This window comes from Rhodococcus sp. IEGM 1409, assembly GCF_030056735.1.
Taxonomy (GTDB): domain Bacteria; phylum Actinomycetota; class Actinomycetes; order Mycobacteriales; family Mycobacteriaceae; genus Rhodococcus_F.
On record NZ_JASHKN010000001.1, the window covers coordinates 835770 to 853557 of the forward strand.

General features: G+C 63.7%; 21 protein-coding genes. 8 read left to right on the forward strand and 13 right to left on the reverse strand.

Going from position 1 to position 17788, the window contains the following annotated elements; translation table 11 throughout:
* The first annotated feature begins 257 nt into the window (after positions 1-257).
* On the forward strand, positions 258-1850 hold the full coding sequence (locus tag QM716_RS04120) for an LCP family protein (protein ID WP_283302565.1): 1593 nt from the start codon (positions 258-260) through the stop codon (positions 1848-1850).
* A gap of 72 nt (positions 1851-1922) precedes the next feature.
* On the forward strand, positions 1923-2618 hold the full coding sequence (gene phoU, locus QM716_RS04125; RefSeq protein ID WP_003940130.1) for a phosphate signaling complex protein PhoU: 696 nt from the start codon (positions 1923-1925) through the stop codon (positions 2616-2618).
* 58 nt (positions 2619-2676) lie between these two features.
* Here the strand turns inward: phoU and QM716_RS04130 are convergent, their stop codons facing one another.
* The 13 genes from QM716_RS04130 to QM716_RS04190 form a co-directional block, all read right to left on the reverse strand.
* Complete coding sequence (locus tag QM716_RS04130; RefSeq protein ID WP_283302566.1) at positions 2677-3441, reverse strand: SDR family oxidoreductase; 765 nt, start codon at positions 3439-3441, stop codon at positions 2677-2679.
* A 90-nt stretch (positions 3442-3531) separates the two neighbouring features.
* On the reverse strand, positions 3532-4269 hold the full coding sequence (locus QM716_RS04135; protein ID WP_283302567.1) for an urease accessory protein UreD: 738 nt from the start codon (positions 4267-4269) through the stop codon (positions 3532-3534).
* Positions 4269-5018 (reverse strand): urease accessory protein UreG, encoded by a 750-nt coding sequence (gene ureG / locus QM716_RS04140; protein ID WP_283302568.1) that lies wholly within the window; start codon positions 5016-5018, stop codon positions 4269-4271. The genes QM716_RS04135 and ureG overlap by 1 nt, the downstream gene beginning before the upstream one ends.
* A complete protein-coding gene (locus QM716_RS04145; protein ID WP_283302569.1) occupies positions 5011-5700 on the reverse strand; it encodes an urease accessory protein UreF in 690 nt (229 codons plus the stop codon). The genes ureG and QM716_RS04145 overlap by 8 nt, the downstream gene beginning before the upstream one ends.
* A gap of 4 nt (positions 5701-5704) precedes the next feature.
* Positions 5705-7414 (reverse strand): urease subunit alpha, encoded by a 1710-nt coding sequence (locus tag QM716_RS04150; RefSeq protein ID WP_283302570.1) that lies wholly within the window; start codon positions 7412-7414, stop codon positions 5705-5707.
* On the reverse strand, positions 7411-7881 hold the full coding sequence (ureB, locus tag QM716_RS29230) for an urease subunit beta (RefSeq protein ID WP_007733849.1): 471 nt from the start codon (positions 7879-7881) through the stop codon (positions 7411-7413). The genes QM716_RS04150 and ureB overlap by 4 nt, the downstream gene beginning before the upstream one ends.
* Positions 7878-8180 carry an urease subunit gamma gene (gene ureA / locus QM716_RS04160; RefSeq protein ID WP_003939800.1) on the reverse strand — a complete coding sequence of 101 codons (303 nt, stop codon included), beginning with the start codon at positions 8178-8180 and terminating at the stop codon, positions 7878-7880. The genes ureB and ureA overlap by 4 nt, the downstream gene beginning before the upstream one ends.
* A 293-nt stretch (positions 8181-8473) precedes the next feature.
* On the reverse strand, positions 8474-9250 hold the full coding sequence (gene pstB, locus QM716_RS04165; protein WP_230814665.1) for a phosphate ABC transporter ATP-binding protein PstB: 777 nt from the start codon (positions 9248-9250) through the stop codon (positions 8474-8476).
* 58 nt (positions 9251-9308) lie between these two features.
* Positions 9309-10217: a phosphate ABC transporter permease PstA gene (pstA, locus tag QM716_RS04170; protein WP_003940100.1), complete on the reverse strand. Its 909-nt coding sequence runs from the start codon at positions 10215-10217 to the stop codon at positions 9309-9311.
* Between the two features lie 3 nt (positions 10218-10220).
* Positions 10221-11312 carry a phosphate ABC transporter permease subunit PstC gene (gene pstC / locus QM716_RS04175; RefSeq protein WP_283302572.1) on the reverse strand — a complete coding sequence of 364 codons (1092 nt, stop codon included), beginning with the start codon at positions 11310-11312 and terminating at the stop codon, positions 10221-10223.
* 68 nt (positions 11313-11380) lie between these two features.
* Positions 11381-12499 carry a phosphate ABC transporter substrate-binding protein PstS gene (pstS, locus tag QM716_RS04180; protein WP_283303059.1) on the reverse strand — a complete coding sequence of 373 codons (1119 nt, stop codon included), beginning with the start codon at positions 12497-12499 and terminating at the stop codon, positions 11381-11383.
* 193 nt (positions 12500-12692) lie between these two features.
* On the reverse strand, positions 12693-13592 hold the full coding sequence (gene mshD, locus QM716_RS04185; protein ID WP_283302573.1) for a mycothiol synthase: 900 nt from the start codon (positions 13590-13592) through the stop codon (positions 12693-12695).
* Between the two features lies 1 nt (position 13593).
* Positions 13594-14346, reverse strand: a complete 753-nt coding sequence (locus tag QM716_RS04190; protein ID WP_003939728.1) for a winged helix-turn-helix transcriptional regulator — start codon at positions 14344-14346, stop codon at positions 13594-13596.
* A 141-nt stretch (positions 14347-14487) separates the two neighbouring features.
* Between QM716_RS04190 and QM716_RS04195 the strand changes: the two genes are divergently transcribed.
* The 6 genes from QM716_RS04195 (at position 14488) to QM716_RS04215 (ending at position 17652) form a co-directional block, all read left to right on the forward strand.
* Positions 14488-15267 carry an LmeA family phospholipid-binding protein gene (locus QM716_RS04195; RefSeq protein ID WP_283302575.1) on the forward strand — a complete coding sequence of 260 codons (780 nt, stop codon included), beginning with the start codon at positions 14488-14490 and terminating at the stop codon, positions 15265-15267.
* The gene (locus tag QM716_RS04200) at positions 15264-15737 is read left to right on the forward strand and encodes a thioredoxin family protein (RefSeq protein ID WP_283302576.1); all 474 of its coding nucleotides are present in this window, start codon (positions 15264-15266) and stop codon (positions 15735-15737) included. The genes QM716_RS04195 and QM716_RS04200 overlap by 4 nt, the downstream gene beginning before the upstream one ends.
* Positions 15738-15747: 10 nt before the next feature.
* Complete coding sequence (locus QM716_RS29315) at positions 15748-15834, forward strand: putative leader peptide (protein ID WP_350318872.1); 87 nt, start codon at positions 15748-15750, stop codon at positions 15832-15834.
* A gap of 131 nt (positions 15835-15965) precedes the next feature.
* Positions 15966-16436: a DUF4395 domain-containing protein gene (locus tag QM716_RS04205; RefSeq protein ID WP_283302577.1), complete on the forward strand. Its 471-nt coding sequence runs from the start codon at positions 15966-15968 to the stop codon at positions 16434-16436.
* Positions 16437-16510: 74 nt separating this feature from the next.
* The gene (locus tag QM716_RS04210) at positions 16511-17344 is read left to right on the forward strand and encodes a sulfurtransferase (protein WP_283302578.1); all 834 of its coding nucleotides are present in this window, start codon (positions 16511-16513) and stop codon (positions 17342-17344) included.
* Positions 17345-17346: 2 nt separating this feature from the next.
* On the forward strand, positions 17347-17652 hold the full coding sequence (locus QM716_RS04215; RefSeq protein WP_003939797.1) for a DUF1416 domain-containing protein: 306 nt from the start codon (positions 17347-17349) through the stop codon (positions 17650-17652).
* Positions 17653-17788 lie beyond the last annotated feature (136 nt).

Genomic DNA, 17788 nt, shown 5'->3' on the forward strand with positions numbered 1-17788 from the left:
CCGGCCGGCGGGATTCGCCTCCGACCGACGACTCCGTGTCGGTCGCCGAGTTGGTCCGTCGGGTAGGCGAAAAAAAGCCGCCACCTGCCCCGGCTACACCACCCAAGTCCGCACCACCCAAGACTCCATCTCGAGCGGCATCGGCACCGCCCCCGGCGGCATCGGCACCGCCCCCGGCCCGGCCGATTCCCGCGCGTTCGACAGTCCCGCCAGCCGCTGCGGACTGGATAACCGAAGAACATCCCGTCACCTCCGCAGTGCCGCGAGTAGTCGGTGACACCGGCGCCACCCGCCTGGCGCAAAGCAAGATTCGCCGCCGCCATCGCGCAAAAGTGATCGGCCGATCAGCAGTAGCGTTCCTGGCCGTCATGTCTCTCGCATTGACCGGCGTCGTCTGGGGTTATCTGCGGTCAGTCGAAGGCGGCTTCGATCAGATTGCAGCACTCGACACCGAGTCCGACGACATCATCGACGCCGGCGGCCAGCTCGGCGACGAGACATACCTGATCATCGGCACCGATACCCGCGCCGGTGCGAGCGGTGAAATCGGCGCCGGAACCGTCGAAGACGCCGAAGGTGCCCGAGCCGACACGGTCATGCTGGTGAACATTCCCGCCGACAGAAGCCGCGTCGTCGCAGTCTCCTTCCCTCGTGACCTCGACGTCGAACGGCCGATCTGCCAGGGCTGGGACAACGACGCCGGCAAGTACACCAGCGAAACCTTCCCCGCAGCCAGTGGCGACAAGCTCAATGCGACGTACGCACTCGGTGGCCCCAAGTGTCTGGTCAAGGTCATCCAGAAGATGTCCGGCCTGAAGATCGGACACTTCGTCGGAATGGACTTCGCCGGTTTCGAGCGCATGGTCGACACCGTCGGCGGCGTGAATGTCTGCTCCCCCGGACCGATCGAAGACGGCATCCTCGGAACCGTTCTCGCTTCGGGCGGCACGCAGATGCTCGACGGCCGTACCGCACTCAACTATGTGCGCGCCCGCCACGTCGAAGCCGAGGGCAACGGCGACTACGGACGCATCACCCGTCAGCAGAAGTTCCTGTCGGCGCTGCTCCGCTCGGCCCTGTCCAACCAGGTTCTCCTGAATCCGAGCAAGCTCAACGGATTCATCAACGCCTTCACCAGCGACACATTCGTCGAGAACATCGACACGAAATCACTGGTCACCCTCGGCCGTTCGCTACAGAACGTCGATGCAGGCGCGGTCACGTTCTTGACGGTCCCCACGGACGGCACCAACGACTGGGGCAACGAGATTCCTCGCACCGACGAGATCAAGTCCCTCTTCCAGGCAATCATCGACGACGATCCACTTCCGGGTGAAGAGCGCGAGGACACCACACCGTCGTCGACCAGTTCCACGACGACCGCTCCCACGTCCAGCACGCCGCCGGCGGCCACTTCCGTCGAGGCGATGAGCGCCTACAACGTCTCGGTCGACGTTTCCAACGCGTCCGGAATCGCCGGGCAGGCCGCGACCATCGCCGACAGCCTCGCTGCTTACGGCTTCCAGATCTCCACGGTCGGTAACTTCAGCGCGGCTACCGGCCTGGCGAATGCTCAGGCGTCGACCACCGTCGTGCGCTACGCCGCAGGCTACGAGGCTGAAGCGGTGACTGTCGCGTCGTCGATTCCCGGCGCGGTTCTCGTTCTCGCGCCGAGCGTGGGCGACATGATCGAGGTCGTCGTCGGAAGCAATTTCTCCGGCACCGTCGTCGCCCCCGCCGACCCGGGGACCATGCTGGCGGCAAATCCGACGTCGGTCGACACCAGCACCTCGACGGCTCTGCCCGCCGACATCGCCAGCGTCAACGCCGGCGACACCACCTGCGACTGAGACTTGTTCATTCACCTTGCGTTCACCTGGTGCTTGTGACTTGGTCTTTCACGGCACGTAGGCTCTGACCTCATGCGCGTGGCTTACAACGAACAGATGACCGAGCTTGCAGACACGCTCGGCGAGATGGCAGGACTGGCAGGTGCCGCTATGGAGCGCGCCACCCAGTCCCTGCTCCAGGCAGACCTGTCCCTGGCAGAACAAGTAATCGGCGAACACGACAAGATCACCGAACTCAGCACCATTTGCGAGGAGCGCGCGTTTGCGTTGCTCGCCTTGCAGGCTCCCGTTGCCGGAGATCTGCGCTCGGTGGTCAGCGGAATCCAGATCGTCGCCGACATCGACCGCATGGGTGCACTCGCCCTGCACGTCGCCAAGATCGCGCGCCGCCGACATCCCAACCATGTGCTTCCCGAAGAGGTCAACGGCTACTTCGCAGAGATGGGACGCATCGCCGTCTCCATCGGCGCGGCCGCCAAGGTCGTGCTCGAGACCCGCGACCCCGAGCGCGCTGCCCGCCTGCGCGAAGAAGACGAAGCGATGGACGACCTCCACCGCCACCTCTTCACCGTCCTCATGGATCGCGAGTGGAAGCACGGCGTTGCCGCCGCAGTCGACGTCACTCTGCTCGGCCGCTTCTACGAGCGGTTCGCCGACCACGCTGTCGAGGTAGGCCGACGCGTCATCTTCCTGGTGACCGGCAAGCTGCCCGAAGAGCCGGAAACCACCGAGAAGGTCGACAACCTCACCTCGTACCCGGATCTCTGAACCCAACCGTCCACGTGAGTAAAAGGCGGCCGCGCACTTGCGCGGCCGCCTTTCCTATTCAGTTCTCGTGCAACCAGGTTTCCAATGTGGGTCCTGCAGTTGTCGACCCAGGCCCGGGTAGCAGCGCCCCACCCTTCATCGCCTTACCCGCTCCCGGCATCGAGATCGGGATGAGCCATTTGCGTCGCCTGCGGTATCTCAAAATCTCGCGTGTCATGGCCGGGATCTCGAGGACCTCGGGCCCGGCCAGGTCTGGGGCCCTCCCGGTCGGACCGTTCTGAGCGCAGGTCACGAGCGCCTCGGCAACGGTCTTCGCTGCCACCGGTTGTGACCGCATCCGGGGAACCATCGCGACCGGCCCCAGTCCGAAGAGGGCGATGGTCTTCTCGCCGAACTCGAACCACTGGGTGGATCGCAGAATCGTGAACGGAATGCCCGACGCTTCCACCGCGCGTTCCTGCGCAGCTTTTCCCTGGTAGTACCCGAACGACTTCAACTGCGGATCGTCGCAGTTCACGATCGAGAGCAACACGTGATGCTTCACGCCGGCTCGGGTTTCGGCCGCGGCGATATTCCTCGCTGCGGTCTCGAAGAACTCGATCGCCTTCTTGGCACTGTTGGTGACGTGATCACTCACGTCGACGACCACGTCGGCACCAGCAAATGCTTCGTCCAACCCCGCGCCTGTGGAGACGTCGACTCCCGTCGATCGAGCGGCAGCGACAACATCATGGCCCCCGGCCTTCGCCAGCTCTACTGCCTTGGCCTGCTCTACAACCAGCTTTCCCATCTGGCCGGTTCCGCCCAGAACAACAATTCGCATGATGCCTCCGTCAAACCTGTGCGCCCGACTCTCTTCGGCCTGGTCACATAGTGGACGATGCAGCCGCCCGGAGTGTGACGGTCGGGCAGATCAGTCGCTGTATTTCTCCGAGACCCGTGCCCGCCACTGCGACCAGATCTCGTCCAGAGCCGCGCTCGCCTCGTGGGCGTGATCGGCCACAGCCCGGGCCAGCATCCCCGGTCCCGCCAGCGGCGTCACGTGCCCCTCGACGTCGTCGGAAGTCTTCATCCCCAACAGCATGGTTGTACCGAGCACGCGATGACCACCAAGAATTCCCGGCAGCGAACGGCCCGGCACGCTACGCAGGTCGAGTGTTTCCACGAGAAGCGCACCGCCGTCGACGGTGATTCGCTGATCGGAGCGAAGCGCACCGCCGGTTTCGCCGGTCCGGCCGAACACGATCATCTCGTCGAGCAGCGCCACCGCGTCGGATTCCAGCGAAATTTCCACGCGCCTGGTCACATCCGCGCCGCCGGCGACGACAAACGGTGCCGCACGCCAGATCAGCGCCGCACCGGCTCCGACTCTGGCCGAAGCCGACCATGACGCCCGGCCGCCGCGCGCGTTGTACGCGACGGTCCCTGAAGGCTCGATCACCTCGAGACACGTACCCGGCGCGACCACGAATTCGATGCGCAGGTCGTCACCGGCCAGCAGCGTTGCACTGTGCCCTACCAGAGCAATTCGCACGGTGAGCCCGCGAGCGTCGACGAACCGTGGGGCCAGGAAGTCGCCCGAGATCAGCTCTCGTGCAACGGCGGTGTCCCCCACTCGCTCGACGACAACCCGCGTAGCTCCGGTGCTCATCAGTGAGCGTGAGAGTGACTGTGCCCGTGACCGTGTCCGTGGTCGTGTTCTTCTTCATCGGCGTGGAAGTGCGGTGCCATCGGTCCCGGATCCTGCGGGGTGTGACTACCCGCGCGATGAGCTGAGATGACCTGGCGAAGCCACGCACTGAGCTGGTCGATCGTGGCGTGATCCTTCTGGCTGAGCGCGAGAACGGGAAGTCCGTCACGGGCGGCCGTGGCATCGGCAACCATCTGGACCGCGTCGACGTCGACGTACGGGGCAAGGTCGATCTTGTTGACCACCAACAGATCTGCCCGCTCGATTCCGGGACCACCCTTGCGTGCGACGTCTCCGCCGCCGGCGACGTCGATGCAGAAGATCTGGGCGTCGACCAGTGCCGGGCTGAACGTTGCGGTCAGGTTGTCGCCACCGCTTTCCACGATCACCATGTCGAGGGGATGGAACTGACGCTCGAGGTCTTCGACCGCAATGAGATTCGGTGTGACGTCGTCACGAATAGCCGTGTGCGGGCACGCGCCCGTCTCGACTGCGACGATGCGCTCGATCGGCAGAACGTTGGCGGCGCGCAACAGTCGCGCGTCCTCGTCGGTGTAGATGTCGTTGGTGACAACCGCAATCTCGAACTCCGACGCGAGCTCGCGACAGATGGTGGCGATGAGGGTACTTTTGCCGGTACCGACCGGTCCGGCGACGCCGAGCCTCAAACCTCTTGCAGCAGTGGCGGTGTTGTTCAGGTTGTCAAGCACGGAAAATCCTCCTGGATCGAGCGTGGTGTTCGAGTGACCATTGTTCGACCAACGGTCCTGTTGTTGCGGGTATATCTGTGACGCTGTCGACTGCTACTGCAGCCGCGGCGACGGTTTCGATGGTCGAGGCGGCTCGGAGCAGCCATTCGACCGGTTCTGCCGGATCCACCGGCAGTAGCTTCAATGCTGCCGACGCCACCGTTTGAGCGTCGTCGTACAGACAGGATCTAGCTGCCTGTAGGTCGTCCATCCCGGAGATCGCCGTGAAGACTCCCAACGCGAGCGGACGCATCGGATGCCCGGGCAGGGCCATGAGTATCTGCACCGCGGGGTGTTGCGGCCACAACCGCGACGCCAGCCTTGCCAGCCCACGTCCAAGCTGAATCGACGCCTCACGAAGCGGCGCGCTGGGGGTACGAGCGAGCAGTTCCCTCGAGATGTCCTCGAGTTCGCCTGCACTACCCGCGCTTACGGCCCAACGCCGCGTGACCACCGTTGCAGCGGCCTCGACCAGTCCCACTGTTTCGAGTCGACCCCGGATGAAATCCGGGACCTGACTCTGCAGGAGTCCGCCCACCAGTGCCGGTTCCAACCCCGACGAGTGCGCGTGACCGCCCGTAGGCAGACGCCCGTCTGCCAAGAGCATCGACGCTATCTCGGCAGACGCCATCTCGATTGACATGGTTTCAGAACAGCATGTAGCGCTGAGCCATCGGCACTACGTCAACGGGGTTGGGCACGATGAGGTCGCCGTTGACCTTGATGGCAAACGTCTCCGGATCGACGTCGATGGACGGCAGTGCCGTGTTGTTCGGCATATCCGCTTTGGTGAGGTGCCGAGTCGGCCGGACGCCGGTGAGGGTGCGGGTGAGACCGAGACGATCGGCCAAACCGTCCTCGATGGCCATCGGCGAGACGAACGTCGTGGACAGGTGCGGCGCCGATCCCGGAGTTGCCGCGATGGCCGGGCGAACGAACACCGGCTGTGGGGTCGGGATCGCAGCGTTCGGATCACCAAGCGGCGCAGCAACTATCGCCCCACCCTTGATCACGGCAGAAGGACGGACACCGAAGAACGCGGGATCCCACAGAACCAGGTCCGCCATCTTCCCGGCCTCGACCGATCCGATTTCGTGATCGATACCGTGCGCAACTGCAGGGCAGATCGTGTACTTGGCGACGTAGCGCCGCGCACGCTCGTTGTCGGCCGGCATGCTGGTGCCCAGCTTTCCGTACTGGGCCTTCATGACGTGGGCCACCTGCCACGTCCGCAGGGTCACCTCGCCGATACGGCCCATAGCCTGGGCGTCGGACGAGGTGATGGAGATAGCTCCGATGTCGTGCAGAAAGTCTTCCGCCGCAATCGTTGTCGGGCGGATTCGAGACTCGGCAAAGGCGAGATCCTCCGGAACCCGGGGATTGAGCGCATGGCACACGATGAGCATGTCGAGGTGCTCGGCAACCGTGTTGACGGTATGCGGCAGCGTCGGATTGGTCGATGCCGGAAGAACGTTCGGCTCACCGGCTGTCACGATGATGTCCGGTGCGTGCCCGCCGCCGGCACCTTCCGCATGGAATACGTGGATTCCGCGTCCGGCGATCGCGTCCAAAGTGTGCTGTACGTAACCGGTTTCATTGAGGCTGTCGGCGTGCAGCGCTACCTGGAGGCCGAACTCGTCGGCTGCTCGCAGAGCGGCGTCGATCGCGGCCGGAGTGGAACCCCAGTCCTCGTGAACCTTGAATCCGCCTGCGCCCGCGAGAGCTTCCTGGCGCATGGCCTCATGGCTGACTGTGCTGCCCTTCCCGAGAAGAAGAACGTTGAGCGGGATGTGGTCGAGGGCCCGATGCATCATCGTCAGCGACCAGGCGCCGGGCGTGACAGTGGTTGCCTTGCTTCCCTCGGTGGGGCCCGTCCCGCCGCCCGCCACCGTCGTCGTACCGGTGGCGAGTGCTTCCATCATCTCGACTTCACTGAGGAAGTGCACGTGAGTGTCGATCGCACCCGCAGTGAGGATCTTTCCCTCGCCGGCGATCACGTCGGTGCTCGGCCCGATGAGCAACTTGGGGTGCACACCGTTCATGATGTCTGGGTTACCGGACTTGCCGATCGCAACGATGCGTCCGTCGCGAATTCCGACGTCTGCCCGGACAATTCCCCAGTGATCGAGAATGACCGTGTTGGTGATGACGACGTCGAGAGCGCCCTGGTCGCGAGTGGTCAGGCCCTGGCCCATCGACTCGCGGATGCTCTTACCGCCGCCGAAGACCATCTCGTCGCCGGTCGCGGTGTAGTCGTGCTCGATCTCGATCCACAGATCCGTGTCGGCCAAACGGATCTGGTCGCCTGCGGTCGGGCCGTACAGGGAGGCGTAACCGCGTCGATCGATCCTGCTCATTCGGCTGTCCTCTCAACTGTCGTCGCGGCGTCATCCGGTGAATCCGCCTCGACTGGAACATCACTCACGCGAACATTCACCGAGGACGCTCGCAAAGGCTCTTCGACCTCGACACCGGGTGTGCCGAACGGCATGACGGTCTTGGGCTCACGCGCATGCGTCGGCAGGTCTTCGTCCGGCACGATCTGCAGGCCCGGAACCCTTTTGAGTCCGCCGAGCGCGATCAGTGTCACCGTTCTGCTGACCCCGGGTTCGAACCGAACCGACGTTCCCGAGGGGATGTCGAGCCGGAAACCGTCTGCCGCTTCGCGATCGAAGGTCAGCGCCGGGTTGGCGGCCGGCAGATGGAGATGCGAACCGATCTGGATGGGACGATCGCCGTCGTTGACGACGACCATCGTGATCTTTTCCGCGTCTGTGCCGAACTCGAGCGGTTCGGTGGACACACGAACCTCACCGGGAATCATCGAATGGGCTCCGTCACGGTGACCAGCTTGCGACCGTCCGGGAAAGTGGCCTCCACCTGGACGTTTGCAATCATCTCGGGTACCCCTTCCATCACGTCGTCGCGGGTGAGCACTTGCCGACCGGCGTTCATCAGTTCCGCAACCGTCATTCCGTCCCGCGCGCGCTCGAGAATCCAACACGAGATCAGGGCCATCGCTTCGGGGTAGTTCAGCAGTACCCCGCGCTCGCGGCGGTCGCGGGCGACCATGCCCGCAACGCTCAGGAGCAGCTTTTCGGTATCTGAAGGGGTGAGGTGCACTGACAAGCCCTTCCGGTTGTGAAACGACATCGATCGACAGCGTGCTGTCGGGCCGAGATTAGCATTGCCCGAAGCGTCGTCAGTATCCACGAGATTCACATCGTCGGCTACTTCAGCGCCCACTCGGGGCACTTGCACTGCTCATCGAATTATTCGGGCGCCCAACGACGCTCAGCCCTGTGCACCGGAGTGGGAACTATCACCACAACCAAAAAGTTTCACCCCCGTCTCCTGTTGGAAACGGGGGTGAAACATGGTCGTGCAGGACGCAATCCCGGGGCCGATCCCAGGACCTATCCGAAGCGGCCGGAGATGTAGTCCTCGGTGGCCTTCTGCGTCGGGTTCGAGAAGATCTTCTCGGTGTCGTCGATCTCTACGAGCTGACCGGGCTTACCGGTTGCCTCGAGGTTGAAGAAAGCCGTCTGGTCACTCACACGCGCAGCCTGCTGCATGTTGTGCGTGACGATGACGATGGTGAAGTCCTTCTTCAGCTCGGTGATCAAGTCTTCGATCGCCAGAGTCGAGATCGGGTCGAGCGCGGAGCACGGTTCGTCCATGAGCAGCACGTCGGGTGAGACGGCAATGGCACGCGCGATGCACAGACGCTGCTGCTGACCGCCTGAGAGGCCGCCACCGGGCTTGTCGAGGCGATCCTTGACCTCGTTCCACAGGTTGGCGCCTCGCAGCGAACGCTCGGCCACCTCGTCGAGCTTCTTCTTGCTGCGCTCACCCTGCAACTTCAAGCCCGCGACGACGTTGTCCCGGATGGACATGGTCGGGAACGGGTTGGGCCGCTGGAAGACCATGCCGATGGTCTTGCGAACACCGACGGGATCGACGTTCGAACCGTAGATGTCTTCACCGTCGAGCAAGACCGAACCCTCGACGCGTGCACCGGGAATCACCTCGTGCATGCGGTTGAGTGAACGAAGAACGGTGGACTTGCCGCAGCCGGACGGGCCGATGAAGGCGGTGACACTCCGGGGCGGGACGGACAGGCCCACATCGGCGACGGCGTGGAACTTGCCGTAGTAGATGTTGACGTCCTTGAGATCCAGACGCTTGGCCATTACCGGCTCCCTACTGAGTTGTTGACGCTGTTGAGTACGAACATGTTCCGAGGCCGCATCACTTGCTTCTGACCTGCGAGAAGTGACCGATCAGCTTCGCGACGATGTTGAGGATCGCGATCAGCAGGATCAGGGTCAGTGCTGCGCCCCAGATGCGGTTGGTGCCGGCGTCGGTGGGGTTGTTCATCTCGGCGACCATGACGGAAGGCAGAGTACCCATTTCGCCGTTGAACAGATCGAAGTTGATGAACGGTGCGTAGCCGACGAGGATCAGCAGCGGTGCGGTCTCACCGAGGACGCGGGCCAGGGCCAGCATGACGCCGGTGATGATGCCGGGAAGTGCCGTCGGCAGCACGATTTTCGAGATGGTCTTCCACTTCGGCACACCGAGCGCGTACGACGCCTCTCGCAGATCCATCGGGACGATGCGCAGCATCTCCTCGGTGGAGCGGATGACGACCGGGACCATCAGAAGGACCAGAGCCAGCGACACGGCGAACGCGGACTTGGGGAAGCCGAAGGTCGCGATCCACAGGGCGTAGATGAACAGCGCGGCCACGATCGACGGGACACCGCTGAGGATGTCGACCATGAACGTGGTGAGCTTGCCGAGCTTCGACTTCCGGTCGGCGTACTCCACCAGGTAGATCGCGACGAAGATACCGAGCGGGATGGAGAAGACCGCGCACACGATGCCTTGCAGAAGGGTGCCGATCAATGCGTGATAGATACCGCCGCCGTCGGCCGACGCCGTCAATCCGCTGAGCGAGTTGGTGAACCACGTCGGCGACGTCAGAGCGGGCAGGCCCTTGGCGATAACCGTGAAGAGCACCCAGACCAACGGGATGAGCGCGATGACAACTGCCAGGCTGACCAGGATGGTCGCGATGACGTCCTTGGCGCGACGACGGGCGCCGACGCCTTGGAAAGTGGGGGCCTTGACCGGCCGGTCCAGAGTGGAGGTCATGGGTCAGTCCTTCTTTCCGGCGATCACTGCGCGGGCAGCCGCGTTGACGACGAAGGTCAGCACGAACAGCACCAGTCCGGCCGCGATGTACGCGCCTGCCTGGATGTCGTTGTTGAACTCCGCGTAGCCGAGGGCGATCTTGGAGGCGATGGTCGAGCCGCCGTCGAACAGCGACCAGCCGAAGGCCTGAGAGGTGGTGCGCAGGATCAGGTACAGCGCCATCGTTTCACCGAGTGCGCGTCCGAGACCGAGCATCGATCCGCTGATGTAGCCGGACTTACCGAATGGGATGACCGTGGTGCGCACAACTTCCCAGCGCGTGGCGCCGAGGGCGAGTGCAGCTTCGATCTGTGATCGCGGAGTTTGGATGAACACCTCGCGGGTCACTGCGGTGATGACCGGAAGGATCATCACGGCCAGGACGATGCCTGCGGTGAAGATGGTGCCGCCGCCGGTGATCGATCCGCTGCCGTCGGCGAAGAGCGGGAACCAGCCGAACGTCTTGTTGAGCCACACTGCGGCCGGGGTGATCGCCGGGGCGAACACGAGAAGTCCCCACAGGCCGTAGACGATGGACGGCACTGCCGCGAGGAGATCGATCGTGTACGACAGCGGCCGGGTGAGCCACTTGGGTGAGTACGAGGTCAGGAAGATCGCGATACCCAGTGCGATCGGCATCGCGAGCACCAGCGCGAAGAGCGAGACGAGGACCGTGACCTGGAAGAGGTCGAGGACACCGAATGCCATCTCGTTGATGTTCTGCGTCACCCACTGGGAGCTGGTCAGGAAGTTGACCTGGTTCCGGCTCAGTGCGGGGATCGCCCGCCAGATCAGGAACGCACCGATCGCCGCGATGACGACGGTGATGAAGATGGCCGAACCGGAAGCGAGCGAGCTGAAGATGCGGTCGCCCGGACGGGTCACGGTCTTTGCTGTGCCGGTACCCGGGCCGTCACCCTTCGGTGACTGCTCGGTGGCCTGGGCCTTGGTGGAAGTAATCGTGTCCTCCGTGGTGCCGTTCGGACCGCCCACCCCGGCCCCGCTGGTTGCGGGGCCGGGAGAACGAGATGTCGAGGTGATGGGCGCGTCACTCATGTGCGCTCACGTTCCTTCACGTCTGAATGTAGATCCATGGGCTTGTCCGCACGAGTCCGCAGGTCAGCTCAGCTGATTGCCGAGATGGATGCGTTGAGTCGATCCTGGACGTTCGAGGGCAGCGGAACGTAGCCCTGCTCGGCCAGGTTGGCCTGTCCTTCGTTTGCTGCGCTGGTCAGGAACGACTTCACAGCTGCGGAGGTGTCGGCGTCGTAGCCCTTGGAGCAGACGATCGAGTAGGTGGCGAGAACGAGCGGGTACGCGCCGGCTTCGTTGGTCTTGAAGATCGACGCGAGGTCGAGCGTCAGGTCGCCGGTGGCGTCGGACTTGAACTTGGCACCGGCGATCGACTTGGCAGCCGAATCGTTGGTCAGTGCGACTGCCTCGGAGCCGGTGTTGATCTCGGCAACCGAGAGCTTGTTCTGATCCGCGAACGACTTCTCGACGTAGGTGATCGAACCCGGTGCGGTGGATACTGCCTGTGCTACTCCGGCCGAACCCTTGGCGCCCTCACCGACGCCACCGGTGAAGTCGGAGCCTGCACCTGAGGTCCAAGCACCGTTCGATGCCGCGTCGAGGTACTTCTGGAAGTTGTCCGTGGTGCCCGAGGAATCGGAGCGGATCACGGCGGTGATCTTCTCGTCAGGAAGCGTTGCGCCGGAATTGAGCGCGGCGATTGCCGGATCGTTCCAGTTGGTGATGCCACCGTTGAAGATCTTCGCGAGAACCTCTGCGTTGAGAACGAGCTTGTCGACGCCGTCGAGGTTGTATGCAACTGCGATGGGGCCGAAGACGAGGGGAAGGTTCCAGGCTTCGCCGCCGACGCAACGCTCCTTGGCCTTGTCCGCCTGCTCGTCCTTGATGGCCGAGTCGGAGCCGGCGAAGTCGATCTGCTTGGCGATGAACTGCGTACGTCCGTCACCCGAACCGCTGGGGTTGTAGGCGACGTTGACTGTCTTGCCCTTTTCCTGGCACACGGAGATGTAGGTGGAGACGAACTGGTCCATGGCGTTCTTCTGTGCCGAGGAACCAGCGGCAGAGAGGTTGCTCTTGCCTTCGCACGTTGCGTTCGATGCGGACGCGTCCACACCCGTCGACGACGAGTTGTTGTCGCTGCCACATGCGGCCAAGGTCATGGCGCCCACGGCCACTACACCGAGCAGGGCACCACTGCGCTTGAGATTCACCAAGATCCTCCGGAAATCGCTACCGCCACGCCCACGATCGGGCGGCGACATGAGATGCAGAATGATTGAAATCTGCATCAGGCAACACGGCGCTGCCCACAGAGAAAAGTAGGCGGGCGCGGTGTCCGGTTGGACCACACATGGTTAACGGAGAATGAACAGACCAGACATTTCTGCGTGTTCGACTGTGACGTCAGCGTACGCGGGCGTAAGCCATGTCCACGTGGAACCGATCGAAGCCGAGACGCTCGTACGTGTGCAGGGCGGCAGTGTTGTCGCCCTCGACGTAGAGAAGGACGGTTCCGAGGCCGCGATCACGCAGGTAATGCATGCCCGCGAGAGTCAGCACCCGGCCGAGACCGCGTCCCTGTGCCGCAGGATCGATACCCACGACGTACACCTCACCCAGCTCGGGATCGTCACCTTCAGGCGCGTGCACCTTGGTCCAGTGAAAGCCGAGAAGAGTATCGGGATCGGTGTCCGCGAAGGCCATGAACAGACCGGCGGGGTCGAACCACCCTTCTGCCGTTCTCTCGTCGATCTCCGACTGGGTCCAGCCGCCCTGCTCGGGATGCCAGGAGAACGCCGCATTGTTGACGCGAAGGATCTCGGAATCGTCTTCGGGACCGCGATACGTCCGCATCGTCATACCTTCGGGCACAACAATTTCCGGAAGCTGCGGAGCATCGAGGGGTCGACGCAGCTGGAGGAGCTCACGAACGCTGACCAGATCGAGACTCTTGGCGAATTCCGCTGCAGCGTCGATGTTTCCGTGTGCCCAGACGCGCGTGCCTGAACGACCCTCGTCGAATACCGCTGCGGCAAGCCTGGTTCCGATGCCGCGGCGCCGCGCCTGCGGGGCGACCACCAACTCGGCCATGTCGGGATGCTCGCCCGAACCGGCTTGCAGCTGTGCGTAACCCACGACGGCATCGCCGTCGACCTCGAGGAAGTGCCGCGCTGCACCGCGTCCGGCAACGGCATGGCGCCCCTGCTCCGACACCGGCGCCTTGCCGTCGAACTCGGTCGCGCGATCGAGCAGCGCGGAAACCTGCTCGGCGGATCCGGCCGGCAGCGAATCGGTCCAACCCATGTCAGACCACCGAACCGTCGGCCGCGTCGTAGTCGACGTCTTCGTCGTCCTCGAACTGAACGGGAGCAGCTGCGCCGCCCTTGGCCCTGGTCGGACGCACTGCCTTGTATCCGACATTTCGGACTGTACCGATCAAGGACTCGTATTCGGTGCCGAGTTTCGCCCGCAGACGACGCACGTGGACGTCGACCGTCCTGGTGCCGCCGAAGAAGTCGTAACCCCACACTTCCTGCAACAACTGCGCACGGGTGAATACCCGCCCAGCGTGCTGTGCGAGGTACTTGAGCAGCTCGAATTCCTTGTAAGTCAAATCAAGGGGCCGCCCACGCAGTCGTGCCGTGTACGTCCCCTCGTCGATAACCAGTTCGCCCAGCGTGATCTTTCCCGACGCTTCCGGACTGGCCACACCGCCGCTGCGGGCGACCAACAACCGCAATCGGGCGTCCACCTCCGCCGGACCGGTACCGGGAAGCAGGATGTCGTCCAACCCCCAGTCGGCGTTGACTGCGACCAGTCCGCCTTCGGTGAGTACGGCGACCACAGGTACTGCTGATCCCGTGCTTCCGAGCAGTCGACACAAACCGCGCGCTGCAGCAAGATCGGTGCGCGCATCCACCAACGCCACGTCCGCGGAACTCGCCTCGAGAAGCGAGGAAACCTCTGTGGGGGCAGGCCGAACCGAGTGCGCCAGCAACGCCAACGCCGGTAGTACAGCTTCCGGGTTGGGGTCGGAGGTGAGGAGGAGCAGTTCCACACGGCCTCCTATCTAGTAGCCCGCGCAACCCGCGAGGGCAACGCTCGAGTAGTTCGACGCTTTTGGTCGGTCACTACATTAGCGTGCCTGGTACCGGGGCCGTCGCACCGAACCCCGACCGGAGTCCGTCACAATGGTGCGGTGCGCAAACTGATCATCGGCATCGTCTTCCTCCTCGGCCTCGGACTGGTGGCCGATTTCGGCGCTGCCGCGTACGCCGAGTACCGGGTTTCGCGCGAGCTCCGAACAGGCGCGTCACTCGAGGCGGACCCCGAGGTCACCTTCAACGGATTCCCCTTCCTCACCCAAGCACTCGGCGGGAAGTACAAGGACGTCTACGTCAGAGCGACCGGCGTCCAGAGCGACGTGGTCGGCGAAGTGACCGTCGAGGCCAACCTGCGCGGGGTCACCGTGCCCTTCTCCGACATCGTGAACGGCAACGTCACCCAGCTCCCCGTCGACAAACTCGACGGCCGGATGGGAATCAACGCCACCGACCTCGGAAAGCTGCTCAACATCCCTGACCTGCAGGTATCTTCACCCCCGGCCAACAAGTCGGACGGCACCGGGGGCAGCGGCGGAACGGGCGCGAGCACCGCGGGCGCCGTCGTGCTGACCGGAACGGTTGCCGTCGGCCCGGTCGAGACTGCCGTGAGCGTGCAGGCCAACCTCGTTCTGGAAGGTGGGCAGGTCAAGATCGTCGCCAGCAACCTGTACTTCGGTCCGGAGGGCAAAGCCGATTTCTCGATCCCCGCAGCACTCGAGCCCGTAGTCCTCGGATTGTTCAGCTACACGATCGATCCGCAGGCACTCCCCTACGGAATCCAGCCGAGCATGGTCTACGCGGAAGGCGGAAGAATCGTGATCGAAGGCAGCGCCGAAAACACGACGATCGATCTCGCAGAGCTGCAGAACCGATGACCGGGATCACAATTCTGCTGGTCGCACTCGTAGCCGTCGTCGCGGTCGGGCTCTTTGTCAAGTCGCGCAACGGAGCGGTCCGAGCCACCACCGCGGCAACCGGCACCACTGACAGCCGCCTCGAACTGCTGAGCGCCGCCGGAGTCGCGGCGCCGAACGGCGGACCCGTCGTACTGCATTTCTCCGCCGACTGGTGCGGACCGTGTGCAGCAGTACGGCGCGTCGTCGGCCAGGTCGTGGCTTCGATGGCCGACGCTCCCCGTCCGCCTGTGGAGATCGAACTCGACATAGACAAAGAACCGGCCCTGGCGCGCGAAATGAGCGTCCTGTCCCTACCCACCACGTTCATCCTCGACGGTGGTCTCGACGAACAGTTCCGAGTGTCCGGAGTGCCGTCCGCAGCCGACCTGAAAGCTGCGCTCGTACCACTATCCGGACCCCACGAGCCAAAATCCGAGAATTCGGGGTAAACTCGCCGACGTGCAAACCCGCCACGAGCTGATGCTCACCCGACGCCGCGCAGTAGACCTGTGCCGCCTCGGGGGCTGTTGCTGTACCTGTTGCTGATCACCACATCCGTCAGTTCTCTCTGACTCTCGAGCTTTCGCTCACGTGATCAATTCACCGAATGGGACTTTTGCGTCCCCATTTTCTCGGTCCAGGCAAGCACCATGCAATCCAGCGCAGGAGCACTCCCGATGTCCACAACCACACCCCAACTCGAGCAAGTCGACGTCCGCGGACCTCGATTCGCAGCATGGGTCACCACCGGCGTTCTCGTACTCACGCTCATTCTCTCGACTTTCTCACTGCCCGTCGCCACCGTGGTTCTCGCCCTGCAGGCGATCGTCTTCGCGGTCGGAGCGGTACTCGGCCCCAAGCACAGCCCGTACGGCCAGATCTTCGGCAAGCTTGTCGCGCCGCGAATCTCGCCGGCAAGCGAACGCGAACCCGTAGCGCCACTTCGCTTCGCGCAGTTCGTCGGCTTCGTCTTCGCACTCGCCGGCACAGTCGGTTTCCTGGCCGGCTCGACGATCGTCGGCACCGTTGCCACCGGCTTCGCCTTGTTCGCGGCCCTGCTCAACGCCGCGTTCGGCATCTGCCTCGGCTGCCAGATCTACCCACTCGTCGCAAGGCTGCGAAATACCGGCCGCGCTACCACCGCGTGAAAGCGCTTGCCACACAACCCTACTGAACCCCTGCTAGATATCGACCGATGCAAGACCACATCGAAAGGAACACCATGGCTCGCTCCGACGTCCTAGTCTCCGCTGACTGGGCTGAGCAGAACCTCAACACCCCCAAGACCGTTTTTGTCGAGGTGGACGAGGACACCAGCGCATACGACGGCGGCCACATCGAGGGTGCAGTCAAGCTCGACTGGCGCAAGGATCTCCAGGACGGCGTCCGACGCGACTTCCTGAACCAGGAGCAGTTCTCGGATCTGCTCTCCGCCAAGGGCATTGCGAACGACGACACCGTCGTTCTCTACGGTGGAAACAACAACTGGTTCGCCGCATACGCGTACTGGTACTTCAAGCTGTACGGCCACCAGGACATCAAGCTGATCGACGGCGGCCGCAAGAAGTGGGAACTCGACGGACGCCCGCTCTCCAAGGAAGCCGTCAACCGCGAAGCCACGCAGTACAAGGCCGAGACCCCGGACTTCTCGATCCGCGCGTTCCGCGACGAGGTCATCGACGCCATCGGCAGCAAGAACCTCGTCGACGTTCGCAGCCCTGACGAGTTCTCCGGCAAGATCCTCGCCCCCGCGCACCTTCCGCAGGAGCAGGCACAGCAGCGTGGCCACGTCCCCGGAGCCATCAACATCCCGTGGAGCACCACCGCCAACGAGGACGGCACCTTCAAGTCGGACGACGACCTCGCCAAGCTGTACGCGGCGAAGGGCTTCGACGACACCAAGGAAACGATCGCCTACTGCCGCATCGGCGAGCGCTCGAGCCACACCTGGTTCGTCCTGCAGGAGATCCTCGGCAAGAACAACGTCAAGAACTACGACGGCAGCTGGGTCGAATACGGCTCACTCGTCGGCGCACCTATCGAATTGGGAGCCTGATCATGTGTGGAGCACCTACCCAGGGCCAGACCCTGCCTGCCGGCGTCGACGTCGAGAAGGAAACGGTCATCACCGGCCGTGTCCTCGCGGCTGACGGACAGCCCATCGGCGGCGCATTCGTGCGTCTGCTCGACGGCTCCGGAGAGTTCACGGCCGAGGTCGTGGCATCCGGAACCGGCGATTTCCGCTTCTTCGCCGCTCCGGGCGAATGGACCGTGCGCGCACTGTCCAGCTCGGGCAACGGCACCTCCACCGTCGCTCCCGAGGGTTCGGGCGTGCACAACGTGGACGTGACCGTCAGCAAGTAATTCCTGCTTCGGCAGGCGGCCCCGCACCCCTTCGGTGCGGGGCCTTCTGCATTCCGGCGCCCGATTTTTCCGGTCGGTCGCCGCGGTCTAAGATGTTCCTGTGGTCATTTTCTTCGAGGTACTCCTCGCACTCGCA